Raw genomic sequence first — 18,188 nt, 5'->3', positions numbered from 1 at the left:
CGACGTTCAATTTCAAAACATTCGGGTGCTTTTATATCTTCAAGGTTAATTCCACCAAATGTCGGTGAAATAGCTCGTACTGTATTACAAAAACTATCAGTATCTTCTGTATCAATTTCTATATCAAAACTATCAAGTCCAGAAAACTTTTTAAATAAAATACTTTTACCTTCCATAACAGGTTTAGAAGCTAAGGCACCAAGATTTCCCAAACCGAGAACTGCTGTACCATTTGAAATAACTGCAACAAGGTTTCCTTTTGAAGTATATTTATACGCATTTTCTGCATTCTTTTCTATCTCTAAACATGGAGTTGCAACACCTGGAGTATATGCAAGACTTAAATCTAGTTGTGTCTCCATTGGCTTCGTTGATACGATAGCTACTTTTCCGGGTTTTGGAAACTCATGATAATCAAGTGCTTGTTTTTTTGTTACATTTCTATATGGCATGCTAATTTCATCCTAAAATAGTTTTTTAAAGTATATCTTAATCATGGTTTAACAACATAGTATATATAATTCCAAATGCAAAAATTTGAAAGTTTTTTATTAGAGAATTTACCAACATCAAAAAGTATACATCCACATTATGAAGAAGCACTTCAAGTGATGCTTCAAGCGGGTGGGAAAAGGTTTCGTCCTGCACTTTTGCTTGGTGTTGTTAACTCGTATAACACTCTTTTAGAAGAGGGTGCAATGCATGCTGCGTATGCAATTGAACTTTTACACACCTATTCTTTAATCCACGATGACCTTCCGGCAATGGATGATTCACCACTTCGTCGAGGAAATCCAACACTTCATATACTTTTTGATGAGGTTACCGCTGTTTTAGTTGGTGACGCTTTGAATACCTATGCTTTTGAAGTTTTATCTAATGCACCATTTTCAGATAGCGTAAGAGTGAAATTGATTCGTGAGCTAGCGACTAATGGCGGTTTAAACGGAATGGTTTTAGGCCAAGCTATTGATTGTCACTTTGAAAACAAGCCTTTAAAAGTTGAAGATATTAGAATCCTTCATACAAACAAAACTGCAAAGCTTATAGCTGCTTCATTAAAAATGGGTGCAATTATAGTTGGACGTGAAGAGTTAGGTAAAGCACTCTATGACTTCGGGATTAAACTTGGGCTTTTATTTCAAATTCAAGATGATATTTTAGATGTAACTCAAAGTACTGAAGAAGCAGGAAAACTGACAAATAATGATGAAGATAAAAATAGTTTTGTAACTATTTTAGGTCTTGAAGAGTCAATGAAGCAAGCAAATTCTTTAGTAGAAGAATTGTTAGCAGAGATGAATAGTTTTGATGAGAACTTACAAAGTGAGTTGTCACCTTTACTAACAAAATACATAAACAGACATAGGAATTAAAAAATGAGTAACATTATGCGTCAAAAGATGGCAGACAGTATTAGATTTTTAGCAGCAGATATGGTTCAAGCGGCAAACTCAGGACATCCTGGTGCACCTATGGGTTTAGCAGATATAGCAGTAGTTTTAAGTGAGCACTTAAATCATAATCCTAAAAATCCTGATTTTTTAAATCGTGATAGACTAGTGTTTTCTGGTGGACATGCAACTGGACTTATTTATTCTCTTTATTATCTTTGGGGATATGGACTAGAAGTTGAAGATTTAAAAAACTTTCGTCAGTTAGACTCTCTTACTCCGGGACATCCTGAATACGGTCATACTAAAGGAATAGAGATTACTACTGGTCCTTTGGGTCAAGGTATTGCTAATGCTGTTGGTTTTTCAATGGCTTCAAAATTTACAGGTGCGCAAGTTAATTCTGACACCGCTGCTTTAATCGACCATAATGTTTATTGTTTATGTGGTGATGGCGATTTAGAAGAGGGCCTTTCTTATGAAGCATGTTCTATCGCTGGACATAATAAACTAGACAATTTAATTCTTATTTTTGATTCAAACAAGATTACTATTGAGGGTTCAACTGAGTTAAGTATTTCTGAAAATATTCCTATGCGTTTTAAATCTCAAGGTTGGGATGTTTTAGAGATTGATGGACATAACTTCGAAGAGATTGATGCTGCACTTACAACTGCAAAGTCTAATACTAAACCAACTATCATTATTGCACACACTCTTATCGCTAAAGGTGCTGGTAAATTAGAAGGTTCACATCATGCTCATGGTGCTCCACTTGGAGATGATGTTATTGCTCAAGCGAAAAAAGATGCTGGATTTGATCCAGAGAAAACTTTTCATGTGGATGAAGATGTATTAGTGAGATTTAGATGTGCGATTGAAGAGGGCGATTTACTAGAACGTGAATGGATTCACCGTCAAAAAACACTTCCACTTATGGAACAAAATGAAGCTTTGACTGCTTTACAAAATCCTGATTTTTCAAGAATTCAGTACCCAACGTTTGAAAAAGCAGAAGCTACTCGTGGAACGAATGGTAAGATTATGAATGCAATCGCAAGAGGGATTCCATCTTTCTTAGGTGGTTCAGCAGACCTTTCACCATCAAACAAAACAAACTTAAATGATATGGGTGTTTTTCCAAAAGGTAGAAATATCTACTTTGGTATCCGTGAACATGCTATGGCTTCAATCGTAAATGCGATGGCTCTTTACGGTCCACTTATGCCTTTTTCAGCTACATTTTTTGTTTTCTCAGACTACTTAAAACCAGCAGCAAGAATCGCAGCACTTACAGGAATCCAACAGTTCTTTATTTGGACACATGATTCTATTGGTGTTGGCGAGGATGGTCCTACGCATCAACCTATTGAGCATTTATCTCAGTTTCGTGCATTACCAAATTTTTATGTTTGGAGACCAGCAGATGGAGCAGAAAATATTGAAGCTTGGAAAACAGCATTAGCTATGAATACTTCACCATCAGCCTTTGTATGTTCTCGTCAAAACTTAGCAGTACTTCCAAGTCCTGTAAGTGGTGAAGTAAGTAAGGGTGGATATCTTGTATCTGAAGATGAAAATGCTGTTATGACACTTATGGCATCTGGTTCTGAAGTAGAACTGGCACTCAAAGTAAAAGAAACTCTTAACGCTAAAGATGTACCTGTGAATGTTGTTTCAGTTCCATGTTATGATTTATTCATCGAACAAGATGCAGCATACATGGCTTCTATCATTAAGTCAGATACTAAAACAGTAGCAATCGAAGCTGCTCGTGGTCTAGAGTGGTACAGATTGGCAGACACTGTAATCGCAATGGACACATTTGGTGCTTCAGCTCCAGCGGGTCAGCTATTCGAGAAATTCGGTTTCTCAGTAGATAGTATTATCGAAAAAATTAAATAATTTTTTTACTTTGCCTTTAGAGGCAGAGTACCTTTCATTACTTTAGAATCATTTTCAACTTATTTGAATATATAGTATTAAACAAACCGACTATTTTTAAGAAGTTTATATATTTGTTATCAAAAGTATGACAAATTGATATATATCTAATGACAGTTATTTATTTTAGTTAAGATTATTATACATGAAGAAATTCTACATCTAAACAAGAATACATTATCAAAATGATAAAATGCAATAAATAAAAATTACTGAGTATAAAGATAATGATTGAACGAAAGAAAAAGCTAAACGAACTAATTGAGAAATATCTATTATTCAAAGATCAAGGACGATTAGATTTAAGTTCAGAAGAAACAATGCGTACATGGATAAATGAACTTTTATCTATATTTGGATGGGATGTTAAGGATACATCTCAAATATTAGACTTAATGAAAAATATGGGTGCTTAAAACACCTCTCGAACTATGGTATATTGGGAGTAAACAAAGGTTAATTTACAAATGGCTGTAAAAAAGCTCTAAAATATGCATAAATTGTCAATCTAAAAATGTTATTAGAACAGTTGACAAAACTAGACTAGTAAAGAAACTTGGAGATGTTGACAAAGTAACATCAAAAGAAATCTCACAAATGCTACTTAATATGTTTGAACTGTAATCCACGACTATGAGTGGTTCTCCGCTTTTAAGGATAAAAATAAAAAGATATAACAAAATAGAGTAAAAAAAACATTAGCTAAGAGCAACTTATTAGATATACTCAGTTATTATTTCACAAACAAGGATACAAATCAAGATGCAAGAAATTAAAGGAATAATATTACAGCCATTATCTGGGAAAAAATATTCATGGGCTAATTATGACAGTGAGACCGATGAATTTCTAAGCTTTTTTCAAGATATTATGAAAAATGAAGTTGGCGAGTTTTTCAGTGTAAACCATAATACTGAAGAACTAGGGGGCTATTTACTCATTCCATATACAAGAGCAAAAAAATGTTTTGGTGCTTATTATTTAAATGATGGAAAAGAAATCTTTGATGATTTAGATTTTGACTGGGTATATAGCATTGATTATTCTAAGAGTTATAACTTTGTGAAGGAAGTTTCTCAAAGAGACCTTATTGAAGAAGCAAAAAATTATGAGCCTGAATTTGAGAAACAACATGATGGAAATCCTAGAATGTTTCATTATAAGATAGAAGGGCCATCTAATGATTACCAAGCATATATAAATGAACTATTGTCAAATACAAATGATTATCCAGATGGTACAGAAAAACCTTATAAATATGAAGTTAGAAAAACTGAAATTCACCGTGATGCTAAGGTTCAAGCATGGCTAATGAATGCGGCTGATGGAGTATGTGAGAGTTGCGATAAAGAAGCACCTTTTAAAAAGGATGATGGATCTGCTTATTTGGAAATTCACCATCTTAAAACCTTAGCGGATGATGGTTCAGATAAAGTTACAAATGCAATCGCAGTTTGCCCAAATTGTCATGCCGAGCTACATCATGGGATAAATAAAGATACACAACTAGAGAGAATATATTCTAAAGTTGCACGGTTAGTAAAAGAAGATAGTTAAATAAAGGAGTAAATAAATTAGCTAGCTAGTAGCAACTTATTTACTCTATTTAGACAATATCTTTACCTTCGCCACCATATTTTGTAGAAAAATAACCAATAATTAATCCTGCTATTGCTCCATCAAGAACCATCCAAAATGGTGAATGGAGTAATCCATTCTTACCAAAGACCTCTATCATGATCGCTTGTAAAGTATCGTAAGTAAACAGGGTTAGAACAAAATTCATCCAAGCACCTAGATAGAATGAACGAAACCACCAAGGTAAGGGTAGTTTTAGTATTGGATGGTAAGTAAATACACCAAAGACTCCGATGATTGCACCGAGTGTTGTATACCAGCATAAAATTCCCCAGCGAAATAATAAGTCAACTTCGGGTACAAAATAAGGCAAGAGAATAAAGCCCATTAAGCCAAATGAAAATCCCAAAGTTTTCCCGATAATTATACGTGTAAGTAATGAAGGTTTGATGAGAGACTCCTAGATATGAGAGTTATATCTATATGATACACAATCTCTTTAGAATGTAATGTTAATTTTCCTACTTCAGCTTAAATGGCAAAGTGTCTTTCATTACATTAAACCCATTCTCAATATCTTCATCACTTACATTGTGGGCTAAGTCAATATAATAACTATACAAAAGATGATTTTTTCTTTTTATCTCCAACCGTAAATAACTTTTCGCCATTCCAAGTGCTTTTTTTTCTGCATTTTGATTTGAGTTACATACGATAGAGCTTTTATAAGAGACTACTAAATCTAAGTCACAGTTTGCATTAAATGGATAAAGTTCATTGAGTTTATTTTCTATAGATTTATTTGGAGGGAATACTACAAGTTTCATACATCCTATATTTTTTTCAAGTATAGATTTTGAATTTACTTGAGAAAGATAATTATCAGAACATCCATGTAAAAATGAAAGAGAGAGAAGTATAAAAAAGAGTTCTAAGGGTTTTTTCAATATTGTTTCGTATGAATCTTTTTCTTTTCTATAGTTTTGGTAGTATTCTTATCTAGGAAATTTGAGATATTTCCATGAGATTTGCGAAAACCACCATCTTTATATCCACCTATACTATTGTAATTGTCGTATTGACCACCATGCATGTCTATTTTTCCTTGTTGATATTCTTGTGCTTGAAGGAAAGGATTTAGTATCAGTAAAAAAAGTAGTATTTTCATTTTATCTCTTCTTGTAAATTTGGTTTAGAATAATTTATTATACCATTTTGATTTTTTATCTTTTATAATTTTTTTGGAATTTTTATTGAGGGGCTTTGTTGAATTAGTATTTTCATGGCGAAGATTGCCATCTTTATATCCTCCAATACTATTGTAGTTATCAAATTCACCAATATGTGTATTTATTTTACCATACAGGTGGTTTTCATGTTTATTTTTTTGGTAGTTTTCATTTGCAATGAGTAATGAACTCAATGCAAGTAAAAAAAACGTATATTTCATGCTAACTCCTGTTATAAGCCGGCTTTGTGATAATTCTGCTGTCAACATTTCCACGACCAATGGTAAAGTGATAGAGAACTTGGAATCTATTATCTTTAATGCCAAATAATCCATGCATCATATCATCTAAAAAACAACCAATACCTGTCCCAGATAATCCCATAGAAGTAGCTTCAAGATACAATTCTTGTCCAATAGCTCCACATTCCCAATAGAGCTCTTTATACCTATGTGCTCCATGTGTTTGAAGTTGCTCTGAGAAGTTACATAACATACCTAGAGAAAAAGCTCCATCACTTGCAATATCTTGCGTACAGCTTATAGCTTTAGATGCCATTTTGACATCTTTACTCTCAAGTAGATAAAGGTACTCTGCGTCAGTTGCTCTCCAAAGAAAATCATTATGCATTTGTTCTTTTAAATCTTTTAAATCTCTTTCATTACGGATTAAAATATACAGACCAGATTCATACTCTTGAATTCTATTTACCATTAAACATAAATGGGCAGAATTTTCTTTAGCATCGAGAGAATGTACTACAGAGTTTAAGAGTGTATGGAACTGCTCTTTTGTAATCTCTGATGTATCTTTTTGCATAATATGTATACTTCGTCTTTGAAGTACTACATTTTTTGACTCTTGTGTTGCTTCTTTTTCTATACTTTGAGCTGCTACTGCTCTTTGAGCTATTTGTGCTTGCATAGTGGCATTTTCAATCTCAGGAATAATGTCCCAATGTTGCATAGTGGGACTTAGTTGGTTTGCAATTCCTTCGAATCTTAAAGGAGTACTTTGTAGTAAAGTATCAAGGTTCAGAGATGAATCTACAGTTTGCGGTGAAATAACTAAAAGTATATCGCCTCTTTCTTTTTCAAAAAATCGATCTTCTTGCGCTAAACCAAGAAGAGTATCTATAGATACATCATTTATGCTATCTAGTCTTGTGGTTTTCCAACCTAGCATTTTTGTTGAGACTACAACGGACTGCCATGCATGACCAGCATCAAGGTTTGTGTACCTAAAAGCACGTTCACCATATTTCCACACTTCACGCCATGTGATTCCAGAAAGTCCTAATAAGAAACTTCCCTTTGGCAATTCATCCCAAAATGAAGTTTCAATAGTAGCTAAGACTTCAAGACCATGATTTTTCGGAGTGTAATGAAAAACAGTGCTTTTATTATCTTGTTCTTCTAAAACTGGAGGTAAAACAAGATAAGTTTCAGTTGGGTGAAGATTTCCGCTTGAAGCATTACAACGTACAGCCCAAGAGCTTCCACCTGATTCTTTCCAAGCAGCTATTCCCATGGAAAACTGTAAAAGTTGTGAGAGGGACTCTTTTAAAAGTGGAGCAGGCGGTAAGTCAGTATCAAGAAGATGATACGGTGGCGTTGCATTATTGATAGCTAAAGGAAGTTCTATACTATCGCTTGCATTATAGTTTCTAAATGGGTTAGGTTGTGTAGACCAGTCCATATAACCAAGTGAGCGTGCGTATCTTTGTTGTGCGTGTTTTGTCGTTTCGTGGTATTCGAAAACTGTTTGTAGTGCTTTATTCATAATTCGATTTTAATGATTTTTACTTAAAACTTTCTCTAAAGAAAGTGTTATTAAATTAAATATAGGAAAAATTTAATAACTTAATCGATTTTACACTTCATATATTTACAATAGTTCAGGTTTTGCTCTTCCATAGTGATATCCTTGAGCATAATCAATACCTAAATATTTTACCATAGTATCAAGCTCTTTTGAACTTACATATTCTGCTATTGTTTTCATATTTGATTTTTTTGCAAAATGTACTAAAGATTTAACAACTTCTAGTGCGCTCTCATCCTCTAAAATGTATTCAATGATAGAGCCATCTATCTTGATGTAGTTCGCTTTTAAAGAGATGAGATAGCTAAAGTTGGAGTATCCATTTCCAAAGTCATCTATGGCAATTTGCACACCTTCTTCTTTAAATCTACTAAGAATTTTTGAGATGGAATCATTGTCTTTTATCTCTTCTGATTCTACTATCTCAAATACAAGTCTTTTAAATACATTTTTCTGTTGGGCATAGTGGTAAACAAATTGCATGAGTTCTTCGTTCATCAAATCTTCTATACTAAAGTTAATTGAAAATTCTTCCCAGCTCAGTGCAAATTTATCAATTGATTTTGCAACCATTATATAGGTTAGTTGAGGATAGAGTTTTGTTTTTTTAGCAACTTTAAGATAGTTGTCTGGAAGGATAGTTTTACCATCTTCTATGAGTCGCATTAAACACTCATACTTGTCTACTTTACCTGTATGGTAATTGTATATTGGTTGATAAAAAGGAACAATCCTATCTTCTGCAATAGCTAGGTGAAGTTTTTTTACCCATAAAATATTTTGTTTATATTCTTCTATATTATTCATATACTGTTCATAAACTTTTATTCTTACTTTTTTGTTTTTAGCTTCACTAAGTGCCATATCCGCATATGTAAATAAGTTCTCATTCTTAGATGCTATACCCGCAGTATAGGTAAGAATAAAGCTACTGTTCTGTGAAATGTAAGCTTCTTCACCCACTGTATCCATAAAGTGAGTAATCTTTTCAATGACACTTTCTAGTCCATTGTCTAAGGTGTAGAGTGCAAAAATATCTGCTTCAACTCGATACAAAGTATACTTTTCATCAGCAATAAAATCAAAAAGTCTTGAGCTGAATTCTTTTAGTATTATATCGCCCCTAGAATAGCCTTGAAGATCATTTAGTTCTTTAAATCTATCGATATTAATCAGTACGAGTACACCTTGAGTATCGTGGTTGAGAGTATTTATTAAACTCACCCTATTTCCAAGTCCCGTTAATGAATCAGTGCTAAAAATACTTTTTAGTTTGCTTCTTTTTTCTATGAGCTCTGTTACATCAGATCCTGATGAAATGTATTCTATAATCGTTCCATCACTATCTTTTATTGGTACGATGGTAGTATTATTATAGTAACTATCCCCATTTTTAGTTCTATTTTTAATGAGACCTGTCCATATCTTACCAGCGCTAATTGTTTTCCATAATGTTTTAAATTGACTTTTAGGTGATTCTGGATGACGAACGATATTATGGGAATTACCGATAATTTCTTCAAGTTTATATCCACTCACTTTTGTAAAGTTTTTGTTTACATACGTTAACATACCCTCTTTATCAGTTTTGGAGACTACGGAACTTTTATCTAAGATTAGTTTATATTGTTTGAGCATATTAAGATTTTCCTTTTGCAAGGATTCAATCTTTTTGATACGTTTTGATATAAATAATGAGGATAGGAAACTAAGTATCATGAGTATTCCAAGAATAAATAGTATTTTTTGCAGGTTGTCATTGAGTGCTTTTTTTAGTGACTCCCTTTCTTCTTCATGTATCTTTTTTAACTCTGTAAGATAAAAACCTGAACCAATAACCATATCCCATTCTTTAATGAGGTGAACGTAAGAAATTTTTTGATCAATGAGTGCACTATCTGGTCTTTTCCACATATAACTGACATAACCAGAAGTTTGCTCTAAGACGAGTTTATTCATACTTCGCATAAAATACTGTCCATCATTTGTCTTGAAATCTTTTAAATTAGTGCCTACGAGTTCTTTTGTGATGGGGTGTAGTAGCATAGTGTAGTCTAAATCATGAATCCAGAAGTATCCATAATTGTTTTTACCAAAACGCTCCTCTTTAAGTTCTTGGAAAACCATTTTTTGAATCTTACTGACAACTTCATCCTTATACACCCCAGCTGCTATATATATATTTAGATGTTCAATTTTTTTTGCATAGACGTATTTTTCATGGAGTTTGTGGTTGCCTGTATGAGGTTTAGTCCAGCGGTAACTACCAATGTTTTCACCTTTTTTTAAGGTACCGTTTAAAAATTCTACAAGTTCTTTATTCTTCTTCGCTATGTCTAAAATGTGTTTATGGATATGTGTATTATCATTACCATGATAAAGTATGATCCCATCACTGTCAAATATATAAAAATAACCACTTCCCTCATCCCACTTTAGTAAATCGAGTTCATTTTTATATTTTTTGAGGAGCTGAGTTTTGTTAAGTGAATCATTTATAGGAGAACGAAAAAGACTACTAACAAAATCTACTTTTTGCTCAAGACCATGAATGAGGGAGTTATGGACAATATCGTGTATTATATTTATTCTTTTGATTGCTCTTGAAATTTCTCTTTTTACAAGTTCTTTATTCTCTTTAATATAATCTTTTTCTTGTTGCTGTATTCTTTCTTCATAAGAATTGTTCGTAATGATAATAGTAAATATACCTATGACTACACTAAAAATTAAGGCGGTAATGATAATGGTTCCAAAGCTTATCTTAGATAGTGAGAATTTCATTATTAGCCACCTTTTTTATTGAGAAATCATGATTATTTATTTAATGATATCATAATAAAATATTATAACAAGTTTCAATTTGTTTACTTTTTATATTATCATGTAAAAAGTTTAATAAGCACTATAAAAATAAAAGTAAGAAAAAAATCTACAGAGTTAGTTAAGATTGACTTGGTTATAGTCATGAAAAAGTAGAGATAGTGAAAATATTATTTGACAGAAACTCAAATGCAGCGATACTCCTAGCTGGTATACTCGCTATTATCATTGGTGTTGGTGTGGCTAGGTTCGCTTTTACTTCCTTACTCCCTTTTATGCTTGAAGATTCCTTATCTCTTACGTATGCAGGTGTGTTAGCATCTTTTAATTTTGTAGGTTATTTAAGTGGTGCAATTTTCGCCATTTTTATTAAAGATATAAACACAAAAGTTAAATATTTTCGTATAGGGATTGTTCTAAGTATTCTCACAACATTAGTTTTGGCAACAACTACGAATGAAACGCTTTGGTTACTTTCAAGAGTTGTAGCTGGGTTTGGCTCTGCTATGGTTTTGATTGTTGGTGCTGCTATTGTCATGGTGAAGTTAAGTGTTGAAGACAAGACAAAAGCTATGGGGATTCATTTTAGTGGTATAGGTTTTGCGATTGCAGTGAGTGAGCTTATTTCTCAAGCTGTTTTAAAAGAAGGTACTTGGTCTGATGCGTGGCTCGTTTTGTCTATTTTTGGATTTGTTATCTCTTTGTACTGTATATATATTTTGTCGTTCGATAAAGTACTAAAAAAAGATGCACCAAAACATAAGCTTTCTCTTTCAATATTTTCGCCATATGTTATATTACTTATTTTTGCTTACTTCACCGAAGGGGTAGGGTTTGTAGTGCAGGGAACTTTTTTACCTGACATTATTAATTCACTTGAAGGGTTAGAAGGTTATGGAAGTATTGGTTGGCTTGTTGTTGGTTTAGCTGGGATTCCTTCATCCATTTTATGGATGCGTTTAGCACATACGTTTGGAAGTGTGAATATCATCATGATAGCGATGGCTTTACAAGTTATGGGAATTTTGATTCCTACGTTGACTACAAATGTTTACTTGAATCTACTAAGTGGTGCCTTATATGGAAGTACTTTTATTGGCTTAGTAGCACTTTTTATGCATCTCGGTGGAAAGTTAGCAGGTGGAAACCCTGTAGTACTTATGGGTGCAATGACAGCAGCATATGGAGTTGGTCAAGTTGGTGCACCTTTGTATAGTGTAGCACTTATTGAGTATTTTGGAAATTATAATACAACACTTTATCTTACTGCATTTATAGTATTTCTTGGAATATTATTTTTAGCTTATGCTAAAAAATTGGAAACTCGAGGATGAAATTTTCACAATTAAAACTTACTTCACCGTATCTTCAGCTTCCAGGTCTTTTTTATGAAAAAGTAGATCCAACACCTTTGAAAAATGCTTTTCTCATCTCGGTATCTGGGGACGCTGCAAAACTTTTAGGAGTTGATGAGAACTTACTTGAAGATACTCTCCTTGTAGACATACTAAATGGAGAGAAAAAGTTAGAAGGTTCTCAGACTTTTTCTATGAACTATGCGGGACATCAGTTTAGTGACTTCACCGCTGCTCTTGGAGATGGACGTGTCATAAATCTTGGTAAAGTAAATGGAGAAAATTTACAGCTTAAGGGTGCCGGACTTACACCTTACTCTCGTTTGGGAGACGGCCGAGCAACACTTGGCTCAAGCATAAGAGAGTATCTTATGAGTGAAGCGATGCATGGTTTAGGCATAGAAACTTCTAGAGCCTTAGCGCTGATTGGAAGTGATACAAATGTAGCACGGAAGGAACGAGAAAAAGGTGCGATTGTGCTACGTCTTTCCCCAACATGGGTACGCTTCGGAACGTTTGAGCACTTTAATGCCTACCGTGAATACAAGATGGTTAAAGACTTAGCAGATTATGTGATAGAAGAGTCATTTTCTTACTTAATCACTGAAGAAGAACCTTACGTGAAAATGTATACAGAGATAGTGAAAAATACAGCAAGAACAATAGCCGCTTGGCAAAGTGTTGGCTTTACCCACGGGGTTATGAACACTGACAATATGTCCATAGATGGGCGCACAATAGATTATGGGCCTTTCTCATTTTTAAATGATTATGATTCAAGTTATGTTTGTAATAAAACAGATAAAGAGGGAAGATATAGTTTCAAAAGTCAACCAGGTGCAGCGCGGTGGAATCTTGAAAAATTAGCAACAGCTCTTTCACCTATTTTAGATAATGAAAGTGCTTTAGAAATTCTTGATGAGGTCTTTTATAAGGTATATAAAAGTGAACACCTTCGCAGAATGAGCGCTAGATTAGGCTTATATGAAAAGATTGGTGAAGATAAAAATTTAATACAGTCGATGCATAGAAGTTTATCAGATGCAAGGGTTGATTACAATCTCTTTTTTAGAAAACTCTCTCTCTACGATGGAGATAAAAGTCCCATCTTAGATATTTGTGTTTCTTCTTTACCATTAGAAGAGTGGTTGAATGCGTATGATAAAAGGCTACTTAAAGAGAAACTATCGCAAGAGAAAAGAGAGAAAAAAATGTTAGCAGTCAATCCAAAATACATTTTGAAAAATCATATTTTGGATGAAGCGATAGAAAAAGCTAAAGTAGGTAACTTCACCATGGTAGATGACCTACTCAAAGTGGCACATTCTCCGTATGAAGAACATGAGGATTTAGAGTACCTTTGTGCTGTCACTCACTTAAGGTCTAAAAACTTACAACTGTGTTGTTCTTCATAGAAGGAGAGAGATGATCTAAAAAGAGTTAATTCTCTTTATTTTGTAATTGTACAAATATTGGTTTCTTCATTAATGTTATAACTTTGGTTCAAGTTCTAGGTTTTGTATTCTATTAAAATGCTTTAGATTGTTGCTAATGAGAGTACAGTCATTAGCAATAGCTATACTGGCTATCATTAAGTCCATGTCAGCAATTATATTACCACTTTTTTTCAATCTTGCTTTTTCTTTTGCAAAAATTAAGCTTGATTCTTTAGTAAATTCTAATACGGTGAAGCTATCTAAAAAAGGTTCAATAACTTTTAAATTTTGATTGATTTTTGCAGAGTTATAAGCACCATAGATTAATTCAGTATAGTTTATTCTTGAAATATATAAATCATCGATTGGAATTTGGGAAAGCTTTTGGACAACCTCTTGTTTTCCTTTTAAGAAATATATTAATATGTCACTATCAATTAAATATTTTTTCATTAAAGGTCTAGCTCAAAGTCTTTAGAATTTTTATCATCGGTAATACTTTGGAGCACACTATCTGCATCGTTACTTTTTAATTTACCTGCAAATTGTAATAATTGGTTATGTTTTAAATTATTTTGTTTTGAAAAATAACTTATAGCTTTTTCTATAACTTCTGTTTTTGTTGTATGGAGTTCTTCTGATAATTGATTAAGTGTAATAATGGCACTTTCTTCCAATCGGAGATTTACTGCTCTTTTCATAGGTCTTCCTTTGTCTTTACATTATTATACATTATTTCTTTAATATTGTAAAGATATTGAAAAAATACTTAAGTTATAACAATGAGACCTAAAAGTGGATATTCAACCCCTCGTGTAACTTGTAAGTAACACAGCGTGTGTTATGTAAGATATTTACACATTAACTATCATTTATATGTGTTATTTGTCTATACAGCAATTAACACACACTTTATATTTAAGAATACTATAGATTATTTCGAAATATATAGAATAATATTATATTTTGTCATATTTATAACTAAATATTAAAAAATAACACACATATAGTATGTGTGTTATTTTTCATTTTTAAGGTTCTTCTGTATATAATGTGCATGAATAAAGAGTTGATACGTTCCCGCTTCGCGAAAACGTATCAACGGTCGGGCTGAGCTCTAAACGAGCCACCAACCAATTGTCGTTCTTCGCTTCGCTACGCACAACAATTGGCAGGAGTCCCACACCAAGGTGTCTTCCAGAAAATCGCAAGCGAATTTTCCGAAATACACATTAGTGAAGCTCAGCCCGACCGTTAGTAGAGCATTGAAATATAAATTCGTATTAAGACTATTTAGCTAAAATTAATAAAATAATTAAGGAAGTTTATATTGAGGGAGTCATTAAAAAATTTAATTGATAAAACAATAATTTATAAATATTCACTTCCCAATAATACAGATAAAATCGACCAAGTAAATTTAAGTAACCATAAAGATGATTGCTATGATTACAGTAATGATAATGATTTAATTGAACTTATCTATAATTCAATAATTGAATACTCTTTTAATGAATTTGATTTAACTAAAAAAGACTATTTATCTATTGCATTACAAACTAAAATGAGATACGATGAACGTGATAAGCCATTAACAAAATTAAAATATGGATTTTTTGGTGAAGTTTTACTTTATTCATTTTTACATCATATTTATAGGGCTAATCCACTTATATCAAGGGGATATTTTTTCAATCCTTTAGAAAAATCAGAAACAAAAGGTTATGATTCATATCATTTAATTGAAAATGATGGTGTTATTGAATTATGGTTTGGTGAAGTAAAATTTAGAGATACATTATACAGCGGTGCAAAAAGTGCTATTGAGGGCTTAGATAAAGCCTTTACTGATGATTATTTAAAAAATAATATTATTGCTATGAATAATTTTAGAAATAATTTTGCTATCAAAGATAGTAAAATTGAAGAAATTTTAAACGATTGGGATGGCATCCCTATTAAAATAATTGATGAAGTAATAAAGCATAATATGACATTAGTTTATCCTATTTTATTAGTTTATCCAGATAATAATCCAAACTATCATGAAAGAATTAAAAAAGCTGTTGGCAAAATAAATGAAAAATTCACTAAAAAAACACACAACTTATCAATTAACTATAAAATATTTTTTATTTTTCTACCAATAAGTGAAGTTAAAAAAGTTAAACAGGAGGTAATTAAATGGATAGAATTAAAGAAGCCTCTATTGTCGTAAAAGAATTAAATAAATATTTTAGACAAGAGATAAAAAATTATGAATTTATTACTATCGTTTGTGGATATTTTGATAAGATAAAAGATATTGAATTAACTCCATCAGATTTAAAATTTTTAAAATATATATCAAATATAGCAGGAATTCCGCATTATTATGATTTACTTTTTGATAAGTTTAATCATAATGAAGAGTTTAACGAATATGATTTAAATACCTTATCATCAATAATCTATGAAAGTACCCTTCATATTGATAAAGATATTAAAATACATAAATATCAAAAAGAAGTTTTAAACCTTTTTGATATTGAAAAACAAAATAGATTTTTTTTATCTGCTAGTACTTCATTTGGTAAAACATTTCTTATTTATGAAATAATTAAAAAAATGCAATATAAAAATATTGTGCTTATTTTTCCAACTATTGCTCTTTTATCAGAAAATTATGAAAAATTACTAACTAATGACTTGTATAGTGATTTTCAAGAAAATTTCACTATTCATACATTAAGTGATGTAGAAAATATTGGTGAAAATAATATTTTCATATATACACCTGAACGATTTTTATCATTTATTGATAAGGATATTGATATTGGTCTTGATTTTGTTTTTGTAGATGAAATATATAAAATTGATAATGAGTTTCTTATTGACAATATAAATAAAGAAAATGAAAGAGATACAGCATATAGAGTTGCTCTGCATAATCTATTACAAAATAGTAAAGATATTTTACTGGTTGGACCTTATATTAACTTTCCAGATAGAGACAATAAAGAAAAAAACCAATCCTTTAATAACTTTTTAGATAAAAATAATTTTAAGTTAATTGATTATAATAAATTTGAAATTGTTAATAAAAGCTATAACAAAATAATTGGTTGTAAAGAGCATTTTATAGATGACAAACTAACAATTGACTTGACAGGATATAGTAAGAAAAAAGTTGGTGAAAAACTAGCTAAAATCACTCAAGATATTAGAAATATCAATGAAAATGTAATTTTATATACAAGTGGACCAGCACGAGCTGAAACAAAAGCAAAAGAAATTATAAGTTTTACACAAAATAATAGTCAAACAAGTGAAAAATTAAATGAACTAATAGAACATTTAGAAAATACTTTTCAGCTACATGACTGGAGTATAATTTTAGGATTAAAAAATAAAATTGGTATTCATCATGGACTTGTTCCTAAATATATTCAAAAAGAAATTATTGGATTATTTAATAATGGTGATATTGATGTTTTAATATCAACTACTACCATTACAGAAGGTGTAAATACATCTGCAAAGAATCTTCTTGTGCTCAATGCGACTAAAGGTAATAAGCCTTTAAAAACTTTTGATGCTAAGAATATTGCTGGAAGAGCAGGACGATTTTTATACCATTACAGTGGTAGAGTTTTAATAATCAACAAAGAGTTTAAAGAGATTATAGATGGTTCAGATGATGAAATTAAGCATAAAAATTATGATAAAGAAATACCTAAAGATGAAATTGATTATTTTATAACTGATGAAGAGTTTTTAAATATTGAAGATAATTTAAAAAAAGAAATAATAATAAAAGAACAAAAAGCAAGAAATATACCAGATGAAATTATGAGTATGTACAAAGTTGTTTCATATAGTGATAAGATTAAAGTTTACGACAATATAAATAAATTAATTACAAGCTATCCTGGTAACTATAAAGCAATCCAAGACTTTGTAAGAAAAACTGCATATAATTTAACAATCGATTATAATGGATTTGAAAACTTTTTATGGGTAATAAAACCAATAATCAAGAATGAACAGCTTTTAAGGACAATAGATATAAAAATCAAAAGTGATAATGGAGAATCATCACTTTTAACAAACCTTTTATATTTTTATTTAAAAGATGGTTTTATTGGTTCAGTTAGATATAAGATTGACAAACAAAGTAAATCAACTGATGAAGCAATAAGAGAATCATCACAGTTTGTATATAATGTACTAAAATATCAACTTGTCAAATATCTCGGTGTCTTTAACCTAATGTATAAGTTCTTAGAATCACAAAGATTAAATAAATTTATTGATGATATTACTGGTATAGATAAATTACTTGTGAAATTAGAATATAATTCAACTTCAGAAAAAGGGAAATTAGCAAGTGATTATGGTGTGCCAAATAAAATAATAGAATATTATGATAATGAAGAAGATAGAGAAATAAAAGCAAGTTTTGATGATTATGAAATGAAAAAATTTGAACAAATTGAAAATATTATAAGTGGATGAATTTTAAGCCATGAAACAAGGAAAAACTATTAATAAATACAATGTAGTAGAGTTATTTGCAGGTGCTGGAGGATTAGCACTAGGTTTAGAACAAGCAGGGTTTAATAC

At 31.4% G+C, this 18,188-nt stretch carries 17 protein-coding genes and 1 pseudogene; 9 read left to right on the top strand and 9 right to left on the bottom strand.

Annotated features, from left to right (window positions below):
- A pseudogene (locus ACI9TV_RS13275) lies at positions 1 to 452 on the bottom strand (malate dehydrogenase); the annotation flags it as partial.
- 75 nt (positions 453 to 527) lie between these two features.
- On the opposite strand from ACI9TV_RS13275, the gene ACI9TV_RS13270 reads away from it, so the two are divergent.
- From ACI9TV_RS13270 to ACI9TV_RS13255, 4 genes are all read left to right on the top strand, one after another.
- Complete coding sequence (locus ACI9TV_RS13270) at positions 528 to 1,376, top strand: polyprenyl synthetase family protein (RefSeq protein WP_415251296.1); 849 nt, start codon at positions 528 to 530, stop codon at positions 1,374 to 1,376.
- A gap of 3 nt (positions 1,377 to 1,379) precedes the next feature.
- Positions 1,380 to 3,299, top strand: a complete 1,920-nt coding sequence (tkt, locus tag ACI9TV_RS13265; protein ID WP_415251295.1) for a transketolase — start codon at positions 1,380 to 1,382, stop codon at positions 3,297 to 3,299.
- 266 nt (positions 3,300 to 3,565) lie between these two features.
- On the top strand, positions 3,566 to 3,754 hold the full coding sequence (locus ACI9TV_RS13260) for a hypothetical protein (protein WP_415251294.1): 189 nt from the start codon (positions 3,566 to 3,568) through the stop codon (positions 3,752 to 3,754).
- 346 nt (positions 3,755 to 4,100) lie between these two features.
- Positions 4,101 to 4,895, top strand: coding sequence for an HNH endonuclease (locus tag ACI9TV_RS13255; RefSeq protein ID WP_415251293.1), 795 nt, complete (start codon positions 4,101 to 4,103; stop codon positions 4,893 to 4,895).
- Between the two features lie 49 nt (positions 4,896 to 4,944).
- Here ACI9TV_RS13255 and ACI9TV_RS13250 read toward each other — a convergent pair whose 3' ends face one another.
- The 6 genes from ACI9TV_RS13250 to ACI9TV_RS13225 form a co-directional block, all read right to left on the bottom strand.
- Positions 4,945 to 5,325: a hypothetical protein gene (locus ACI9TV_RS13250; protein WP_415251292.1), complete on the bottom strand. Its 381-nt coding sequence runs from the start codon at positions 5,323 to 5,325 to the stop codon at positions 4,945 to 4,947.
- 112 nt (positions 5,326 to 5,437) lie between these two features.
- Positions 5,438 to 5,863 (bottom strand): hypothetical protein, encoded by a 426-nt coding sequence (locus ACI9TV_RS13245; RefSeq protein ID WP_415251291.1) that lies wholly within the window; start codon positions 5,861 to 5,863, stop codon positions 5,438 to 5,440.
- Complete coding sequence (locus ACI9TV_RS13240) at positions 5,860 to 6,084, bottom strand: hypothetical protein (protein WP_415251290.1); 225 nt, start codon at positions 6,082 to 6,084, stop codon at positions 5,860 to 5,862. The genes ACI9TV_RS13245 and ACI9TV_RS13240 overlap by 4 nt, the downstream gene beginning before the upstream one ends.
- 24 nt (positions 6,085 to 6,108) lie before the next feature.
- Complete coding sequence (locus ACI9TV_RS13235) at positions 6,109 to 6,366, bottom strand: hypothetical protein (RefSeq protein ID WP_415251289.1); 258 nt, start codon at positions 6,364 to 6,366, stop codon at positions 6,109 to 6,111.
- A 1-nt stretch (position 6,367) separates the two neighbouring features.
- A complete protein-coding gene (locus ACI9TV_RS13230; protein ID WP_415251288.1) occupies positions 6,368 to 7,927 on the bottom strand; it encodes a nitroreductase family protein in 1,560 nt (519 codons plus the stop codon).
- A gap of 105 nt (positions 7,928 to 8,032) precedes the next feature.
- Positions 8,033 to 10,753: a cache domain-containing protein gene (locus ACI9TV_RS13225; RefSeq protein WP_415251287.1), complete on the bottom strand. Its 2,721-nt coding sequence runs from the start codon at positions 10,751 to 10,753 to the stop codon at positions 8,033 to 8,035.
- 200 nt (positions 10,754 to 10,953) lie between these two features.
- Here ACI9TV_RS13225 and ACI9TV_RS13220 point away from each other — a divergent pair, with 200 nt between their 5' ends.
- The gene (locus tag ACI9TV_RS13220; protein WP_415251286.1) at positions 10,954 to 12,126 is read left to right on the top strand and encodes a YbfB/YjiJ family MFS transporter; all 1,173 of its coding nucleotides are present in this window, start codon (positions 10,954 to 10,956) and stop codon (positions 12,124 to 12,126) included.
- Positions 12,123 to 13,562 carry a protein adenylyltransferase SelO gene (locus tag ACI9TV_RS13215; RefSeq protein ID WP_415251285.1) on the top strand — a complete coding sequence of 480 codons (1,440 nt, stop codon included), beginning with the start codon at positions 12,123 to 12,125 and terminating at the stop codon, positions 13,560 to 13,562. The genes ACI9TV_RS13220 and ACI9TV_RS13215 overlap by 4 nt, the downstream gene beginning before the upstream one ends.
- 75 nt (positions 13,563 to 13,637) lie before the next feature.
- Here ACI9TV_RS13215 and ACI9TV_RS13210 read toward each other — a convergent pair whose 3' ends face one another.
- Together ACI9TV_RS13210 and ACI9TV_RS13205 are read right to left on the bottom strand one after the other, a co-directional pair.
- Positions 13,638 to 14,036, bottom strand: a complete 399-nt coding sequence (locus ACI9TV_RS13210; RefSeq protein WP_415251284.1) for a PIN domain-containing protein — start codon at positions 14,034 to 14,036, stop codon at positions 13,638 to 13,640.
- The gene (locus ACI9TV_RS13205; RefSeq protein WP_415251283.1) at positions 14,036 to 14,284 is read right to left on the bottom strand and encodes a hypothetical protein; all 249 of its coding nucleotides are present in this window, start codon (positions 14,282 to 14,284) and stop codon (positions 14,036 to 14,038) included. Before ACI9TV_RS13205 ends, ACI9TV_RS13210 begins: the two co-directional genes overlap by 1 nt.
- Positions 14,285 to 14,913: 629 nt before the next feature.
- Between ACI9TV_RS13205 and ACI9TV_RS13200 the strand changes: the two genes are divergently transcribed.
- The 3 genes from ACI9TV_RS13200 to ACI9TV_RS13190 all read left to right on the top strand — a co-directional run.
- Positions 14,914 to 15,801 (top strand): DUF1837 domain-containing protein, encoded by an 888-nt coding sequence (locus ACI9TV_RS13200; protein ID WP_415251282.1) that lies wholly within the window; start codon positions 14,914 to 14,916, stop codon positions 15,799 to 15,801.
- Positions 15,768 to 18,080: a helicase-related protein gene (locus tag ACI9TV_RS13195; protein ID WP_415251281.1), complete on the top strand. Its 2,313-nt coding sequence runs from the start codon at positions 15,768 to 15,770 to the stop codon at positions 18,078 to 18,080. The genes ACI9TV_RS13200 and ACI9TV_RS13195 overlap by 34 nt, the downstream gene beginning before the upstream one ends.
- Positions 18,081 to 18,090: 10 nt before the next feature.
- Positions 18,091 to 18,188 (top strand): DNA cytosine methyltransferase (locus ACI9TV_RS13190; protein ID WP_415251297.1); only part of this gene is annotated, 98 nt, incomplete at its 3' end.

Source organism: Sulfurimonas sp. (genome assembly GCF_047622445.1).
Classification (GTDB): Bacteria; Campylobacterota; Campylobacteria; order Campylobacterales; family Sulfurimonadaceae; genus Sulfurimonas.
This window is presented reverse-complemented; position numbering and strand designations above follow the sequence as displayed.